13 protein-coding genes are annotated in these 15,612 nt (G+C 44.1%); 6 read left to right on the top strand and 7 right to left on the bottom strand.

The annotated features are described in order from the left end of the window. Positions 1-42: 42 nt before the first annotated feature. The gene (locus B2746_RS13110; RefSeq protein WP_290794664.1) at positions 43-3,399 is read right to left on the bottom strand and encodes a methylmalonyl-CoA mutase family protein; all 3,357 of its coding nucleotides are present in this window, start codon (positions 3,397-3,399) and stop codon (positions 43-45) included. Between the two features lie 149 nt (positions 3,400-3,548). Between B2746_RS13110 and B2746_RS13105 the strand changes: the two genes are divergently transcribed. The 5 genes from B2746_RS13105 to B2746_RS13085 all read left to right on the top strand — a co-directional run bounded on the left by B2746_RS13105 (position 3,549) and on the right by B2746_RS13085 (position 9,163). Further along, on the top strand, positions 3,549-4,124 hold the full coding sequence (locus B2746_RS13105; protein WP_290794661.1) for a hypothetical protein: 576 nt from the start codon (positions 3,549-3,551) through the stop codon (positions 4,122-4,124). A 72-nt stretch (positions 4,125-4,196) separates the two neighbouring features. Continuing rightward, a complete protein-coding gene (locus B2746_RS13100; protein WP_290794658.1) occupies positions 4,197-5,135 on the top strand; it encodes a hypothetical protein in 939 nt (312 codons plus the stop codon). After that, positions 5,125-6,675, top strand: a complete 1,551-nt coding sequence (locus tag B2746_RS13095) for a phosphatase PAP2 family protein (RefSeq protein WP_290794654.1) — start codon at positions 5,125-5,127, stop codon at positions 6,673-6,675. The genes B2746_RS13100 and B2746_RS13095 overlap by 11 nt, the downstream gene beginning before the upstream one ends. Before the next feature lie 16 nt (positions 6,676-6,691). Then, positions 6,692-8,059 carry a vanadium-dependent haloperoxidase gene (locus B2746_RS13090; RefSeq protein ID WP_290794651.1) on the top strand — a complete coding sequence of 456 codons (1,368 nt, stop codon included), beginning with the start codon at positions 6,692-6,694 and terminating at the stop codon, positions 8,057-8,059. Between the two features lie 21 nt (positions 8,060-8,080). After that, a complete protein-coding gene (locus B2746_RS13085) occupies positions 8,081-9,163 on the top strand; it encodes a hypothetical protein (protein ID WP_290794648.1) in 1,083 nt (360 codons plus the stop codon). A 94-nt stretch (positions 9,164-9,257) separates the two neighbouring features. Here the strand turns inward: B2746_RS13085 and B2746_RS13080 are convergent, their stop codons facing one another. The 5 genes from B2746_RS13080 to B2746_RS13060 all read right to left on the bottom strand — a co-directional run bounded on the left by B2746_RS13080 (position 9,258) and on the right by B2746_RS13060 (position 12,932). After that, the gene (locus B2746_RS13080) at positions 9,258-10,568 is read right to left on the bottom strand and encodes a sensor histidine kinase (protein ID WP_290794645.1); all 1,311 of its coding nucleotides are present in this window, start codon (positions 10,566-10,568) and stop codon (positions 9,258-9,260) included. Further along, positions 10,565-11,245, bottom strand: coding sequence for a response regulator transcription factor (locus tag B2746_RS13075; RefSeq protein WP_290794642.1), 681 nt, complete (start codon positions 11,243-11,245; stop codon positions 10,565-10,567). Before B2746_RS13075 ends, B2746_RS13080 begins: the two co-directional genes overlap by 4 nt. 10 nt (positions 11,246-11,255) lie before the next feature. Continuing rightward, a complete protein-coding gene (locus B2746_RS13070; RefSeq protein WP_290794639.1) occupies positions 11,256-12,101 on the bottom strand; it encodes a hypothetical protein in 846 nt (281 codons plus the stop codon). Positions 12,102-12,143: 42 nt separating this feature from the next. After that, complete coding sequence (locus tag B2746_RS13065) at positions 12,144-12,458, bottom strand: hypothetical protein (RefSeq protein ID WP_290794637.1); 315 nt, start codon at positions 12,456-12,458, stop codon at positions 12,144-12,146. A gap of 63 nt (positions 12,459-12,521) precedes the next feature. Further along, positions 12,522-12,932, bottom strand: coding sequence for a hypothetical protein (locus B2746_RS13060; protein WP_290794634.1), 411 nt, complete (start codon positions 12,930-12,932; stop codon positions 12,522-12,524). Positions 12,933-13,026: 94 nt separating this feature from the next. On the opposite strand from B2746_RS13060, the gene B2746_RS13055 reads away from it, so the two are divergent. Next, on the top strand, positions 13,027-13,557 hold the full coding sequence (locus B2746_RS13055; RefSeq protein ID WP_290794631.1) for a hypothetical protein: 531 nt from the start codon (positions 13,027-13,029) through the stop codon (positions 13,555-13,557). 35 nt (positions 13,558-13,592) lie between these two features. Here B2746_RS13055 and ispG read toward each other — a convergent pair whose 3' ends face one another. Then, positions 13,593-15,611, bottom strand: coding sequence for a (E)-4-hydroxy-3-methylbut-2-enyl-diphosphate synthase (gene ispG, locus B2746_RS13050; protein WP_290794628.1), 2,019 nt, complete (start codon positions 15,609-15,611; stop codon positions 13,593-13,595). Between the last annotated feature and the right edge of the window lies 1 nt (position 15,612).

Here is a 15,612-nt window from a genome sequence, read left to right as displayed (position 1 = left end):
CAGGTGTTGGAATGGTGTTCTAACATGTATCTGACACCTAAACTACATATTCCTGCGATACTGACCACCAACTTCGTATAAAGCATGGGTAATTTGTCCGAGTGAACAGTATTTGACAGTTTCCATAAGTTCTTCAAAGAGATTACCATTGGCAACCGCCACCTCCTTCAATCGCTTCAAAGCAATCTCCGATTTTCCTTCATTCCGTTTCCAGAACGCCTGCAATTGCTGAATCTGCTGTTCCTTCTCCTCCCTGGTACTCCGAATCACTTCACCGGGAATCACTGTAGGGGATCCTTTCTTATTAAGAAAACTATTGACACCAACTATCGGCAACTCTCCCGTATGTTTCAACATTTCGTACTGCAAACTCTCTTCCTGAATTTTATTCCGCTGGTACATCCGTTCCATCGCGCCCAGCACACCACCCCGCTCTGAAATGCGGTCGAATTCCGCCAACACCGCTTCCTCTACCAGATCCGTCATCTCTTCAATCAAAAAGGATCCCTGAATAAAATTCTCCGTTTTAGCCGATCCCAGTTCGCGGTTAATAATCAATTGAATCGCCATGGCACGCCGCACGCTCTCTTCGGTTGGAGTTGTAATCGCCTCATCATATGCATTCGTATGAAGGGAATTACAGTTATCATAAATCGCATATAATGCCTGTAAGGTGGTTCGGATATCATTGAAATCAATCTCCTGCGCATGCAAGGACCGGCCCGATGTCTGGATATGATATTTTAATTTCTGACTCCGTTCATTGCCCCTGTATTTTTCCTTCATAGCTTTAGCCCAGATCCGACGGGCTACCCGGCCAATCACACTGTATTCCGGATCCATCCCATTACTGAAAAAGAAGGAAAGATTCGGCGCAAAATCATCAATCTCCATGCCCCTGCTTAAATAATATTCCACATAGGTGAAGCCATTCGCCAGCGTAAACGCTAACTGTGTAATCGGATTTGCTCCTGCTTCCGCGATATGATAACCACTGATGCTTACACTATAAAAATTCCGAACCTTCTGTTTAATAAAATATTCCTGCACATCCCCCATCAGTTTCAATGCAAACTCGGTTGAAAAAATACAGGTATTCTGTGCCTGATCCTCTTTGAGAATATCGGCCTGCACCGTGCCCCGAACCTGACTCAATGCCTCTGCACGCAGCTGATTATACACATCAATCGGCACCACTTCATCCGCACTCAATCCCAGCAAAGCCAGTCCCAGCCCGTTATTCCCATCCGGCAACCGCTCCGGCGATGAAGGATTATAATATATCGGCTTCTGCAAATGCGCGTATTTTTTTTCCAATACAGGCTTAATCCATTTTTCCGCACCACCATTTGCTGCAATCCATTTTTCTACTGTCTGGTCAATTGCCGCATTCATAAAAAATGCCAATACAATCGGCGCGGGACCATTAATGGTCATACTTACCGATGTACGCGGATCACACAAATCAAAACCACTGTATAATTTTTTTGCATCATCCACTGTGGCGATGCTCACTCCGCTATTACCAACTTTCCCATATATATCCGGACGTACTGCGGGATCCTCACCGTAAAGGGTAACCGAATCAAAAGCCGTCGACAAGCGTTTGGCTGGTTGCTCTGCAGATACATAATGAAAGCGTTTATTCGTGCGCTCCGGACCACCCTCTCCCGCAAACATGCGGGTCGGGTCCTCTCCCTGCCGTTTCAATTCAAACACGCCTGCTGTATAAGGAAATTCGCCCGGTAAATTCTCCTGCAATTGCCAGCGTAAAATATCCCCCCAGTCCTGGTATTTCGGCAATACCACTTTTTTCACCTTCGTTCCACTCAATGATAAACTCGTTAATGGCTGACGAATTATTTTATCCCGCACCTGATATTCAAAAAAATCTTTATTGTATTTATCTACAAGTCCCCGCCAATTCTCCAGTAATTCCCGACAATGTATATCCAGCATTTTTTCATAGCGTGCTTTCATTTCCTGTAACTCCGTCAATCCTTCCATACCCTTTTCCTGCAGAACACCGTTCAACTGATATAACTTACTTGCTATCCGGCATTGTTCTGTAACCCATTTATTATAAGCCCGGTTTGAGTCTGCAATTTCGGCCAGGTAGCGCACCCTTTTTGGTGGTATCACCATGGATTGAACTACCGTATTGCGTTGATGCACAAACGTTTCTGCTGCACCAAAATTTTTAGCTGTTTTTTTCTCCACGACATGCATCAGCTTTTCAAACAACTCATTCACCCCGGCATCATTGAATTGCGCTGCTATGGTGCCAACTACCGGAATTTCTTCATCTTTCGCACTGAATAACTGATGATTTCTTTTGTATTGTTTGCGTACATCATGCAAGGCATCCAATGCGCCATTTTTATCAAATTTGTTGATGGCGATCAGATCCGCAAAATCGAGCATATTTATTTTTTCCAATTGCGAAGCTGCTCCATATTCGGGTGTCATCACATACAAACTGACATCGCAATAATCCAGAATCGACGCATCGGATTGTCCTACTCCCGCGCTTTCCAGAACGATCAGATCATAGCCGGCATCCTGGCAAATTTCGATGGCGTCCTGTACAGATGCACTCAACGCAACATTATCATCCCGGGTTGCGAGTGAGCGCATATAGGCTCTTGGCGATGAAATGCTATTCATCCGGATTCGGTCTCCCAACAAGGCACCTCCGGTTTTTTTCTTGGATGGATCCACCGAAATAACTGCAATTGTTTTGTCTGTATACCTCGTTAAAAACCGCCGTACCAGTTCATCCGTTACCGATGATTTTCCCGCCCCACCGGTTCCTGTAATCCCAACCACCGGTCCCCTTCGCCCCTTTTCCACCTTTGTCTTCTTTTTCTCCTTTGTCTCCCTTTCCTCCGCTAGTGTTATCTTCCTTGCTATTGCCCTCACATCCTTCACTTCACCCAAACCCATTGGCTTTTTATACACTGCTCCATTCAGGGAAAAACTGCATTGCCGGATCACTTCCTCGATCATTCCTTCCAGGCCCATTTGGCGGCCATCATCCGGTGAATAAATCCGCGTGATTCCATATTGATGCAATTCCCGGATCTCTTCCGGCAAAATTGTTCCGCCACCACCACCAAAAATTTTGATATGACTGCATTCATTCTGATCAAGCAGATCTTTCATGTATTTGAAAAATTCCACATGTCCGCCCTGATAACTGGTTATTGCGATACCCTGCACATCCTCCTCAATTGCTGCTTCCACAATTTCATGCACAGACCGGTTATGTCCGAGGTGAATGATCTCCGCTCCTTTCGCCTGCAGAATCCGACGCATTATATTGATGGCCGCATCATGTCCGTCAAATAATGCCGCCGCTGTAACGATCCTCACCTTGCTATCCTGACTAGTTCCCATAATTCCAGCATTTTCAATTGATTGCCAAAGGTACAAAGCCCGCCTCACATTACGAACACCCGTTAGTATTCTCCACCCGCCCGGTGGCACCGGTCGGGTGCCACCGGTCGGGTGGAGTTGGAATTCTAAAATTTTCCTATATTACAGGGGTGAAAAAACTAGCTGCCATACTTTTTATGAGTATGCTCCTCTACAATGTAGTGGGCTATCGGGCGGTTTTTTCAATACTTGAGAAGCAGTCCCATCAAACACTCAACCAACAGCTGGATGCGATGGGATATGAGGAAAAGGAACTCATTACGATCAAAGTTCCGATTGACGAACTTCCCTACTACACCAACTCCCCTATTTTCGAACGCACCAATGGAACCGTATCTGTTCAGGGAATCACCTATCAATATGTGGAGCGCCGGATTTATAATGATTCGCTCGAAATGCGCTGTATCCCCAATGCACTGGCCACCAATCTTACCAATGCAAGGGATCTTTTTTTCCAACTTGTGAACGATCTTCAGCATAGTAACCCAGATGGCAAACAAGCGCCGGTAAAACCTGTACTGGCCTTAAAAAATACGATCTCGGACTTTACCCTGTTCGAAGAAGTCATAGGCTTCGAACCGGCGTTCAGTACCCTGTCAGCCTCTTACAATCTCTTTCTATTGAAAGATTGTAAGTTTTCTAAATCTCCGCAGGAGCAACCCCCGGATGCAGTGGTGACGGTTTAACTCTCTTATTTTATTCAACGGAATGCGATCGATCCAATCGTTTTCCACCACCTCACTGCAATCATAACCAAAATGACTAAACGTATTCAATGGAGTACGGTAGTGCTGGCTGCCCTTCTGCTAACAGGCACCCGAACTACTGCACAAACTGCTTTTGACGGCTTCACCATGAGCAAAGGTGAATTATGTCTCGTAGCTGCTTATGGAGAAATGAGCTGGACCGACTATTGGGAAGGCAAACGCCTTCGTGAAAACCTCAACATAGGAAAATTCAGTTCCAAACAATTTATGCCGATGCTCGGTTACGGATTAACCGATCGGATCAGCCTATTTGCTACCGTACCACATATTTCCAACAGTTCCGATGCAGGTTATATGGCCCACCTGAAAGGCTGGCAGGACCTGCAGATCGAAGCAAAAGTTCAACTCAGTAAAACCAAAATCGGGAAAGGAACGCTTTCTACATTTGGAACAGTCGGTTTTTCCACTCCCGTTTCAGATTATATTCCAGATTTTCTTCCTTATTCAATTGGATTGGGCGCCACAACTGCGCAGGCAAGAATAATCGGCCACTACAAATTCGACAAAGGTTGGTTTGGCACCATTCAAACTGGTTATACAGCCAAAAGTAAAATCAAAGTGGATCGTGAAACCTATTATACCGGCGATCAGTTTTACAGTAATAAAATGGCGGTTCCCGATGTTTGGGATGCCAGTATTCGTGCAGGATTTGACAATAAACGCGTGCGCCTCGGCATTCAATACAACTGGATGCTGGCCACCAGCGGAACCGATATCCGGCGCAACGATATGCCTTATCCGGGCAATCGAATGAACCGTGAATCAGTAGCAATCACCGGTCTGCTATGGATTCCGGGAATCAAAGGATTAGCCATCCATGCCATGGCCGATCAAACCATTGCCGGCCGCAATATGGGCAAATCCTTCGGATGGATGGCCGGATTGCAATACGTGTTCAAACCCTTCCAAAAAAAGAAAAATGACCAATAATAATTTTAAGCTGGCCGCCTCATTGGGACTACTTGCCCTATTCGCACTGGCCGCCTGCTCCAAAGATATTTCACAGCGATCCCTACCCGATTTCGAGCCCTCCTCTCTGGAACAAAACGGAGGAAACTGGAAACCGATTTTATTAAGTTCTCCTCTAGATATAACGATCCCTGCACCTGAAGCAACAGGAAGCTCCGCTTATCAGGATGAGCTTGAAGAAATTGAAGCACTTCAACAAAACCTAAGCGCATCCGACAAAAAAGCCATTGCCAAATGGAAAAACAGCGGCATAATAAAATGGAATGAAACTGCGCGAAAACTGGTGGCGATTTACAATATTCCGCCTGAAGCAAACCCCGATGGAACCTATCCCGCCCCCAATGCCCAGAACCCGGGCGCTTATCCAAAATTTCCGTTTGCCAATCCACCCTATGCCAGTCGTGCCTATGCTTATCTCCAGGTAGCCATGTATGATGCGATGGTAACCACCTGGCATTACAAATTCACTCATAACCGGATGGCACCTGCTGCCAATTCCCCATCCATTCAATCACTCGAGCCATTGCAGGATGGACTTCCATCTTACCCTTCCGAAGATGCGGTGGTAGCTGATGTTGCTTATCTGTTGTTAAAAGTGATGTTCCCCAACGATACTGTTTTTCTGAAAAAAGAAAGTGATGAACAGAAAAGAGCAAAACTGGTATCCGGATTGGCATCACCCTCTGATATTGCAGCCGGTGAATCAATTGCGGCACAGGTGGTAGCAAAAGTATTAGCCCGCTATCGGACAGACGGGATGGGCCAGTCGGGTGGCAATCCCACAGTGTGGAAAGAACTGGAAGATGCAGCAGTTGCAAGAGGTATAACCATGCCCTGGAAAAGCCTGGAGCTTCCTGTCAGACCAGGAATGTTACCCCTCTTTGGAAACGTAAAACAATTCCTGATTACCACAGCGCAGCGCGATTCCCTTCGTCCGCCTCCACCACCCGCCATTGGTTCAGCAGAATTTAAAACTGCCCTTGCAGAAGTGAAAAAAATGAGCGAGGTTAAATCCGGTGAAGTATGGCGGATTGCCCAGCTTTGGGGGGATGGTGCCAGCACGTATACCCCTCCCGGTCACTGGAACGAAATTGCCTGCGAAGCAATTGTAAAAAACAATTTCAGTGAGCTCAGAACGGCACGCACACTTGCTCTCATGAATATGGCTATTTTTGATGCCGGAATCAGTTGCTGGGATGCCAAAACCTATTATTGGTATCCTCGTCCATCGCAGGTGGACCCCTCAATTAAAACTATCGGGCTTCCCAATTTCCCGTCTTATACATCCGGACATTCAACCTTCTCAGCAGCTGCGGCAACAGTTCTTGGATATATTTTTCCGGACAATGCAGCCAGTTACAGAGCGATGTCACTCGAAGCGGCGGAATCAAGAATTTATGGTGGCATTCATTATCGGTTTGATTCAGAAGCAGGTACAGCATGCGGAGATGCCATAGGAAGTTTTGCAGTAAAAAAAGGCCAGGCAGACGGCTCCAATTAAAACAACGATTGAACATATGATTTCAACTTCCATGATTAATAGCAGAAAAAAACAAATGAAAAAAGGCTTCACAGGTCTGATTGCAGGTATCGTACTTTTCTGTTCCTGTAAATCAAAAACGGATTATGCCAGCACCATTCATGATCCTATTTTATTTTGTAAAACAGTAAAAAAACTCAACGATGTAGTATTGGAAAACAATTTCCCTCCCATGGTGGCGAGTCGTAATTATGCGTATGCTACCATTGCGGCTTATGAAATTGTTGCAGCAGGAGATCCGGAACATTATCAGAGTTTATCCGGTCAGATCCGGCATCTCCCTACCATGCCGGCACCGGAAGATACCAGCACCATTGATTTTCCACTGGCTGCTTTACTGGCTTTTACAAAAGTGGGCAATGCAGTTACTTTTCCGGAAGGAAGTATGATGAATTATTATGGTGAACTGTTGAATATGGCAGACAGTGTGGGCATGCCTTCCAACCGTATTTCAGGCAGCATGGCATATTCCGACACCATTGTCGCCACCATTCTCGCCTGGGCGAAAAAAGACAATTATCCGGAAACCCGCAGTGCTACCCGCTATACAGTGAATGAAGAACCCGGACGATATGTTCCTACGCCGCCCATGTATGCCCAGGCGGTGGAGCCACACTGGATGGAGATTCGTACGCTGGTATTGGATAGTGCCTCTATTTGTCGCGCTTTACTTCCTCCAAAATTTGATCCCTCCAATAAAAACAGCGAGTTCTACAAAGCAATGATGGAGGTTAAAAATATTGGAGACAGCCTGACCGACGAACAAAAACACATTGCTGATTTCTGGGACGATAACCCTTTTAAGATGAATGTAACCGGCCACGTTATGTTCGCTACCAAAAGGTTTTCGCCACCCGGACATTGGATGAATATTGTTGGTATCGCTGCAAAAAAAGCAGGTGCCGATTTTAATACTACCGTTACCGGTTACACGAAAACAGCCATTGCCCTCTTCGATGGCTTTATCAGCTGCTGGGAAGGAAAATTCATGTACAATTATATCCGTCCGGAAACAGTCATCAATCAATTGGTGGATCCTGAATGGAGGCCATATATACAAACACCTCCATTTCCTTCTTTTCCAAGCGGACATGCTACTGCATCTTCTGCTGCTGCTGAAACCATGACAAGTGTTTTTGGCGATAACCTCTCCTTTACCGATACTTCACTTCTTGAATTCGGGATTGCCAACCGCGAAATCAAATCCTTTCGTCAGGCATCTCAGGAAGCTGCCATGAGCCGCTTATACGGTGGCATTCATTTCCGGTTTGATAACGATTTAGGAATTGAATCCGGTAAAAGAGTGGGAGAATTAATTGTGTCCCGTCTGACTATGAAAAAATAAATAACAACCAAACAAACTGAAATGAAAAAGATTCTATTCGCATCTGTTACCTTATTAGCATTCACACTCCAGGCCCGCTCTCAGGGCTGCGTTGCCATCCGCGGAGGCGGTTCCAGTTGCAATGCAAGCGGACAACAAATTGAAGCAGGTTCCTGGCAATTCAATATGGGATATCGCTATTTCAAATCCTTTCGCCATTTTAAAGGACAAGAAGAGCAGAAAGAACGTCTGAAACAAAAAACAGAAGTAATCAACTGGCAACACCTGCTCGACCTCTCCGTTTCAAAACAATTAAACAGCAGATGGTCTTTACAGGTTGGGTTGCCGATTGGAATGAACAAGCGGTCATCCTTATACGAACATGGCAGAACCGAACGACATAATACCCGCTCTTTTGGAATTGGCGATATGCGCATAATGGCCTATCGCTGGATGATTGATCCGTCTAAACATAGCAAAGGAAATTTTCAATTGGGGGCGGGATTGAAACTCCCTACGGGCGATTATGGGTATGAAGACTTTTTCGAAAATGTTGGGCCCAACGGAGATGGAGAACTACGGCCGGTTGATCAGTCCATACAGCTGGGAGATGGCGGAACAGGAATAGCTGTTGAACTGAACAGTTTCTATAATTTCTCACCGCTGGCCGGACTTTATGGAAATTTCTTCTACCTCTCCAATCCGCGTGAACAAAATGGCACGCGTACTTATCGGGAAACATTAAGTGCGGTTCTGGCAAATGAATCCATTATGAGTGTGGCAGACCAATATATGGCACGGATCGGATTTCAATACAACTTTATTGGTACGTTGAAAGGTTTGTCTGGCAGCATCGGCGGCAGAATTGAAGGAATTCCCGTTAAAGATATTCTGGGTGGCAGCAAGTATTTCCGCAGACCAGGATATGTGGTTTCAGTGGAACCCGGCCTTGTATTTCAGCAGAAAAAATCCCTGTTTTTCCTAACGGTACCGGTAGCAATGGAAAGAAACCGTACCCGTAGCGTAACAGATAAAGAAGCGACCATAACTAGCGGAACTTACCGCCATGGTGATGCTGCATTTGCTGATTACGCCATTAATCTGGGTTATTCAATCAGGTTTTAATATGGTTTAGTCGGTTTTTTAGTTTGAGTTTAAAAAAGCTGGGCGTGATGCGAACATCACGCCCTCTTTTTCCCCAGAGTACAGATAAAAAATCTTACCGGATAAGTACATCAATAATAGTGCCTTCTCGGTTCGGGGAGGAAATTTTAAGCTCAAATCCATGATAATTGGCAATTGTCCGGACAATTGATAAACCCAGGCCATTTCCATCCTGCGATCTGGCTCTGCTCTTCCTGAACCGTTCAAACAGGTAGGGTAATTCTTCCTCAGGAATGCCAACACCGGTATCAGCAATGCGAATTCTTCTCCTGCCATTTTCACCTATAAAGTTGCTGACAGTTATATTCCCTCTAAACCGGTTGTATTTAATAGCATTGTTAATCAGGTTAAAGAATAATTGAAACAAAAGATCTCTGTTTACCTTACTTATTTGCCAGTCAACTTCCAATTGCAGCAAAAGCTGAATTTCTTTTTCTTCCAGCCTGTGCTCTAATTCGCTTCGAACTTCTTCTAATAATTCAGAAATGTTAACGGAATCATTTCGCTCAAACTGTTCATTCTCCACACGGGCAATAAGCATTAGTGCCTGCACAATTTTCTTCAATCGAGTAACCGATTGCAGCATTTCAGCCAGTTTTCCCAACTGCTCATCTGACACCGACTCATCCAGCATCAGGTTCTCCAGTTTACTCTGCATTATACTTATGGGAGTCATCAGTTCATGGGAGGCATTTCCGGCAAACTCTCTTTCCTTTTCAAATGCTTCGTAAACCTGCTGCATCAGTGTAACCAGGGAGGCATCGAGATAAGTAAAATCAGATGTGGAATAAATTTGAGGCGGGTTGATTTTTCCAAATGGAAATTTTCTATTAATGAGACGATGTCTGATGATATTATTTAATGGGCGGATGACACGTTTTATTACCAAAAGATCCAGTAACATCGTTACAATCATCAGGCTCCCCAAAACATAAAATGCCAGCTTTTGCAATGGGCGATTATATTGCTCAATTGACGCAGAAGTTTTTCCGATTTCAAGCAATACAGGTTGATCAGCTACAGTAAAACCATACATAAGCACTCTATAGTTTAATGTATCAGATTCAATTATCCTGCGGGAAGTAAGGATAGTATCAAGTGTTGAAACCGTATCGGTAATTTCAAGGGAAACATATTCTTCCAGCAACATGGTATAACTGCCGTATGTTGAATCTCCCTGAAAATATAAATCCAATCCGTTTTTATCGATAGTTCTCAGAACTTTTTGTTTTTGCTGCCTCAAATAATAATTTGTGTAATCAAATGCAATTCGATCTACCAGCAATGGCAACAAAAAAACAAAGAGCAGCACAACTGCGCCTTTTGACAGTGTTATTAAAAGGGTGATTTTAGTTTGTAGTTTCACGATTGAAGTCTGATTTTATAACCAACCCCTCTTACAGTTTCAAGCCAGTCTGTTTCTGCCCAAAGGCCTAATTTTTTTCTGATATTTTTAATATGAACATCAATATAATTGGAGTCATAATCATCATCTGAAATAGCCCCCCATATCCGTTCACTTAATTGTGTTCTGGTTAATGGCCTGTTTTTATGCAATATCAGATAACTTAACAGATCAAATTCTTTTTTTGACAGCTCTACCGAAACATTGCCAGCCAGAATGGAGCGGTTTTTAAGATCAATCAGAAATGCTCCAAGTTCAATCTGGGAATCTGCCAAACCACTTTTTCTACGTGTAATGGCCTGCATTCTTGATAATAATTCCAGAAGACTAAACGGCTTAGGTAAATAATCATCGGCGCCAAGATCAAGCCCCTTAATGCGATCTTCCACTTCTCCTCTGGCGGTTAAAATAATATACGCAGTTTCAGGATGATGCTTTTTGGATTCATGAAGGACAGTTAATCCATCTTTATCCGGAAGTCCCAGATCAAGTAAAACAAAATCAAATTCATTGTCCACCAATTGCTGCAAAGCTTCTTTTGCAGAATAAACCGGTGTGCACGTATAAAATGATTTTTTCAAAAACGCTGCCATCTCGGCAGACAAGAGGCGTTCGTCTTCAACAATCAGTACCTGCATTTTAATTGAATTAAAACTGGTAATAAAAACTGAGATTCAAAAATGAGCGGGGGCGCCGGTCAGTTGTATGAACCTTATCGCTCAATACACTAAGTTGATATGCCAACTCAATCAGATAGTGCGACCTGCTATAAGCAAGAGGCACTCTCAAATTATAAGAAAGTAGATTAATTTCCCTTGCAGACACAGTGGCAGTATCAGATTCAGATCTGGATGTTGGCAAGGGTAGCCCCAATAAACTGTCACGAACAATCTTTTCTGTTATATAGGACTGATAGAACCGCTGGGTGCCTGCTGTTATGTCAACGGACGGAGTAAGCGTCCAGGTTTCTTTTTTTGTAAACAATGTGCCAAGTTCAAACTTTTTTGAATTGGAAATTGTACCAAACACATCATTCTCCTGACCAAATGCAAAATCAGCGGTAATGGTTGTTGTTAACCAGTGTTTATAAGATAATCCGGCACTTGCGATGTCTGAATTGGCAGCCTGTACAAATCCTGAATTTTCTGAAAAAAATGAATGATTATAGCTCAGATCCAATACCAGTTTTTTATATAACGGAAATTCCCAGCCTATACCAAATGAGGAGGCCGAAATTAGTTTCCCCGGCTGATTCAACAGGCGGTAGGCCAGTGCAGACATATAGATTCCGGAAGGAAAGCGCAAACCCAGATAGGCAGCTGCAAAGGGCATTTTTTCTTCTGCGGTTTGTCCGTAGTAGCTGGCATTGTTATGATAAAGTGCCGCAAAGGTAAGAGTAGAATGTGGGCTTTCCTCAAAGGTTGAAATACTATCTTCCTGAGCAAACAGTTCCATGGAAAAAAGGACAGCTGCAATTAAAAGAAATTGTTTCATACGGGTAGTTTTGATTAATTCGTCAGAGCAGGTATAATCCTGTCAAAGTTTAATAGCTGGTTTAACCAGTTTTGGCTTTATTACCTTAATTGGCTTTAATCTGATTGCCGGTGTTATGATTCCTGGTTTTAATTGCTTACGGGCAATCGGTACTTTTTTTATTTCCGGAACCAGTGGTTTCGTTGTTTCTTTTTTTACTTCGGAACCATTTAATGGCCTGCTTTCTTTTCCTGCTGAAGGAATGGTATCATTCATAAAATACCCTGGTCCGTTACTTGCAAAAAGAGTGCCTGGAAGATTTATAAACAAAACCAACAATCCCCCTTTAATAATAATCCTGTATCCTCCTGATCGCATTTCAATTTATCTTAAAACTACCGGAATCCTCTTTTTAAAAGAGATTCCGGTAGCCCTGGTTATTTAATGTAAACGAATACCTGCCCCTGTGTTTACTTTTGTTTTTACCTGCACGCTGGGCGACATCACTTTAACTGATGACTGCACATTTGCAGAAGGCTGAATCCGTAGTGAAGGCTGCATTTTTGCCAGTTGCTGACGAGTTGCTTTAACCGTTTTCCGGCTTTCTCCCTGCACCTTTGTTGAAACGGCTGAAGCTGTTTCAATATTGGAAGAAATTGCTGCTGATGCCTTTTTTTCAGTCGAATTCTTTAAGATTCGTACTTTCTCCATGGTTGGTTCCGCAGACAATTCTGTAGTTCCCTGTGCCATTATTTCGGTTTTGGATGCCAGCCCAGGCTTTGATGAATTTGACTGAGCAAAAAGGATACCGTTCATCAGGGTTGCGGAAAGAACAAATAAGAATGTTTTCATTTGAGGTAGTTTAATTTGTTTGTAGCAATATTGCTTACTGGAACAAATCTTGCACCCCAAGATGAAAAGAAGATGAAAAATCAAAAAAACTTACATGTTGTATAAAAAACAGGTCTTATTTTTTATTATTCTAGTTCTTGTACAGGGCAACCTGCTTGCACAAAATCTGCCCTTTCCTCAAAACCTGGTTGGCAAATGGAAGGGCAACCTGATCTGGTACCAGGGTTTACAGCAGCGCCCGGGTGTTCAGATGGAACTACATATACTGCCTGCAGACAGTACAGATCATTATACCTGGAGAATTATTTATGGAACTGCTCAAAAAGATAACCGCCCTTATATCTTAAAACCGTTCAATAAGGAAAGAGGCCACTGGCTAATCGATGAGTTAAACAGTATTGTGCTCGACCAGTTCCTGATCGGCGATCGGTTTTGCGGAACATTTACAGTAGAAGGAAATACGATCCTGAACAGTTATCAGCTCTCCGGCGACAGCCTGCTGGTTGAATTCTACAATTATCAGGAAAAACCCATTGTTATTACCGGCGGTGGCGATACCACCATCCCCAAAATAAAAACCTACGGCATGCGCAGCCACCAACGCGCTGTTCTCCGCCGGTTCTAACTTTCACCGGTCGGGTGGCACCGGTCGGGTGGAGATCAGGCGGGTTCTATCCAGGCGGCGTTTTCCTTAAGTAAAAGGATCAGTTCATCCACAGCGACTTCACTGGCAACATTTCGTTTCACTACTTCCTTGCCTTTATACAGGGTGATTTTACCCGGACCACTGCCTACATAACCAAAATCGGCATCGGCCATTTCACCGGGACCATTTACAATACATCCCATAATCGCAATTTTCACCCCTTTCAGGTGATTGGTAACCGAGCGGATCTTTGCCGTGGTTTCCTGCAAATCAAAGAGGGTGCGGCCGCAACTTGGGCAGGATATATATTCAGTTTTTGAAATCCGTGTCCGCGTAGCCTGCAAAATTGAAAAGGCTGTATTGTTCATGAACTGATACACATTACTCACCGGCAGATAGGTTCTGCCACTCACCTTCATATTTTTCATAGATTCCGGAGCCGATATTCCCAAACAAATTCCATCTCCCAATCCCTCCAGAAACAAGGCACCGGTTTCGGTTGCAAAATGAATCAGGTGTTCATCTACCGTTGTCCATTTACTATCTGTAATAAACACCACAGGATTCTGAATCCGACGATGGATCAATTCCATCATCATTCTTCGCACCGATTGCATTGCATTTTGATTGGTACTACTTAAGCAAATCACAACGGTAGAATCAGCCGCCAACTCTTCCAGCCGTGAAAATCCATGCAATGGATTTTCGTCATTGAAACAATCCACCATCACAAAATTCATGCGTTCACTTTTGTTCTCCGCCTCAACAAACCCACTGTCCTGATAAATCGGAAAATATTTTTCTTTATCCTCCGCAAGCACCCAGGCAGCCGGATAACAAATCACTTTCAGGGTACCCGGCAGGGCAAAATCAAGTAACTGATGACCGGTAAATACAAAATCAGCGGCAGCATCACCGATTGTCCACTTATCTGTAGCAGGATCATAGGAATATCCGATAGCCACCAAATCAGACGCAGTGATTTTTCCAATACCACTCAAATCAGCCACCACTACCGGAACCTGTCCGCCACCAATAATATCAACCGGAAAACTTTCTCTTCGTTTGTATTCAAATGGATTGTAACCAGGCCCGCCAGCCGCTAGAGCAGGTACAATTCCAGCAGTAGCAAGCGGCAACTCACCGGCAGCCGCCTGGTATCGTTTTACCAGATCACGACAAACCGGCACTTCAAATTCCGGATCTTCGGTGAGGGATACTCGTATGGTATCACCAATTCCGTCTTCCAGCAGGGTTCCGATTCCTATTGCCGACTTGATCCGACCATCCTCACCATCTCCTGCTTCCGTTACACCCAAATGCAGCGGATAAATTTCACCGAATTCATTTTGCATGGTCTGAATCAGTAAGCGATAGGCCTGCACCATCACCAATGGATTGGATGATTTCATGCTCAAAATGATATTATGGTAACTTTGATCGCGTGAAATACGAAGAAATTCCATCGCACTTTCCACCATACCAATTGGCGTATCGCCATAACGGCTCATAATCCGATCGCTCAGTGATCCATGATTAGTTCCAATCCGCATGGCTGTTCCATATTCTTTGCAGATTTTGACCAATGGCGTGAACCGATCCCGAATGCGCTCAATCTCTTCCGCATATTCAGCATCTGTATAATCTATTTGCTCAAATTTTTTCTTATCCACATAATTACCCGGATTAACCCTTACTTTTTCTACAATCCGGGCAGCTATTTCTGCCGCATTGGGGGTAAAATGAATATCTGCAACCAATGGTGTAGTATAGCCCTGGCTGCGTAATGCATCCTTAATCAGCTGTAATTGCTCGGCTTCTTTTTTACTGGGGGCAGTAATCCGCACCAGTTCAGCGCCTGCTTCAATACATCGAATGGATTGAGCCACGGTTGCCTGAACATCCATCGTATCAGTTGTGGTCATGGTTTGTATCCGTATGGGATGCCCATTCCCGAGCACCAAATCGCCAATACGAACTTCCCTGGTAATCAATCTTTTATAACTCGTCAGCGAATCGCTGTAAAATTCCATT

Source organism: Flavihumibacter sp. UBA7668, from assembly GCF_002483205.1.
Classification (GTDB): domain Bacteria; phylum Bacteroidota; class Bacteroidia; order Chitinophagales; family Chitinophagaceae; genus Flavihumibacter.
The sequence above is the reverse complement of the archived record's forward strand: the minus strand, read 5'-3'. Positions and strand labels throughout refer to the sequence as shown.

What these genes read in the sequence shown, in the direction of transcription:
- B2746_RS13085 (WP_290794648.1), top strand. Translation starts at nt 8,081, where the DNA reads ATGAAAAAGATTCTATTCGCATCTGTTACCTTATTAGCATTCACACTC.
- B2746_RS13070 (WP_290794639.1), bottom strand. Translation starts at nt 12,101, where the DNA reads ATGAAACAATTTCTTTTAATTGCAGCTGTCCTTTTTTCCATGGAACTG.
- B2746_RS13065 (WP_290794637.1), bottom strand. Translation starts at nt 12,458, where the DNA reads ATGCGATCAGGAGGATACAGGATTATTATTAAAGGGGGATTGTTGGTT.
- B2746_RS13060 (WP_290794634.1), bottom strand. Translation starts at nt 12,932, where the DNA reads ATGAAAACATTCTTATTTGTTCTTTCCGCAACCCTGATGAACGGTATC.
- B2746_RS13110 (WP_290794664.1), bottom strand. Translation starts at nt 3,399, where the DNA reads ATGGGAACTAGTCAGGATAGCAAGGTGAGGATCGTTACAGCGGCGGCA.
- B2746_RS13090 (WP_290794651.1), top strand. Translation starts at nt 6,692, where the DNA reads ATGATTTCAACTTCCATGATTAATAGCAGAAAAAAACAAATGAAAAAA.
- B2746_RS13075 (WP_290794642.1), bottom strand. Translation starts at nt 11,245, where the DNA reads ATGCAGGTACTGATTGTTGAAGACGAACGCCTCTTGTCTGCCGAGATG.
- B2746_RS13055 (WP_290794631.1), top strand. Translation starts at nt 13,027, where the DNA reads ATGTTGTATAAAAAACAGGTCTTATTTTTTATTATTCTAGTTCTTGTA.
- ispG (WP_290794628.1), bottom strand. Translation starts at nt 15,611, where the DNA reads ATGGAATTTTACAGCGATTCGCTGACGAGTTATAAAAGATTGATTACC.
- B2746_RS13100 (WP_290794658.1), top strand. Translation starts at nt 4,197, where the DNA reads ATGACTAAACGTATTCAATGGAGTACGGTAGTGCTGGCTGCCCTTCTG.
- B2746_RS13095 (WP_290794654.1), top strand. Translation starts at nt 5,125, where the DNA reads ATGACCAATAATAATTTTAAGCTGGCCGCCTCATTGGGACTACTTGCC.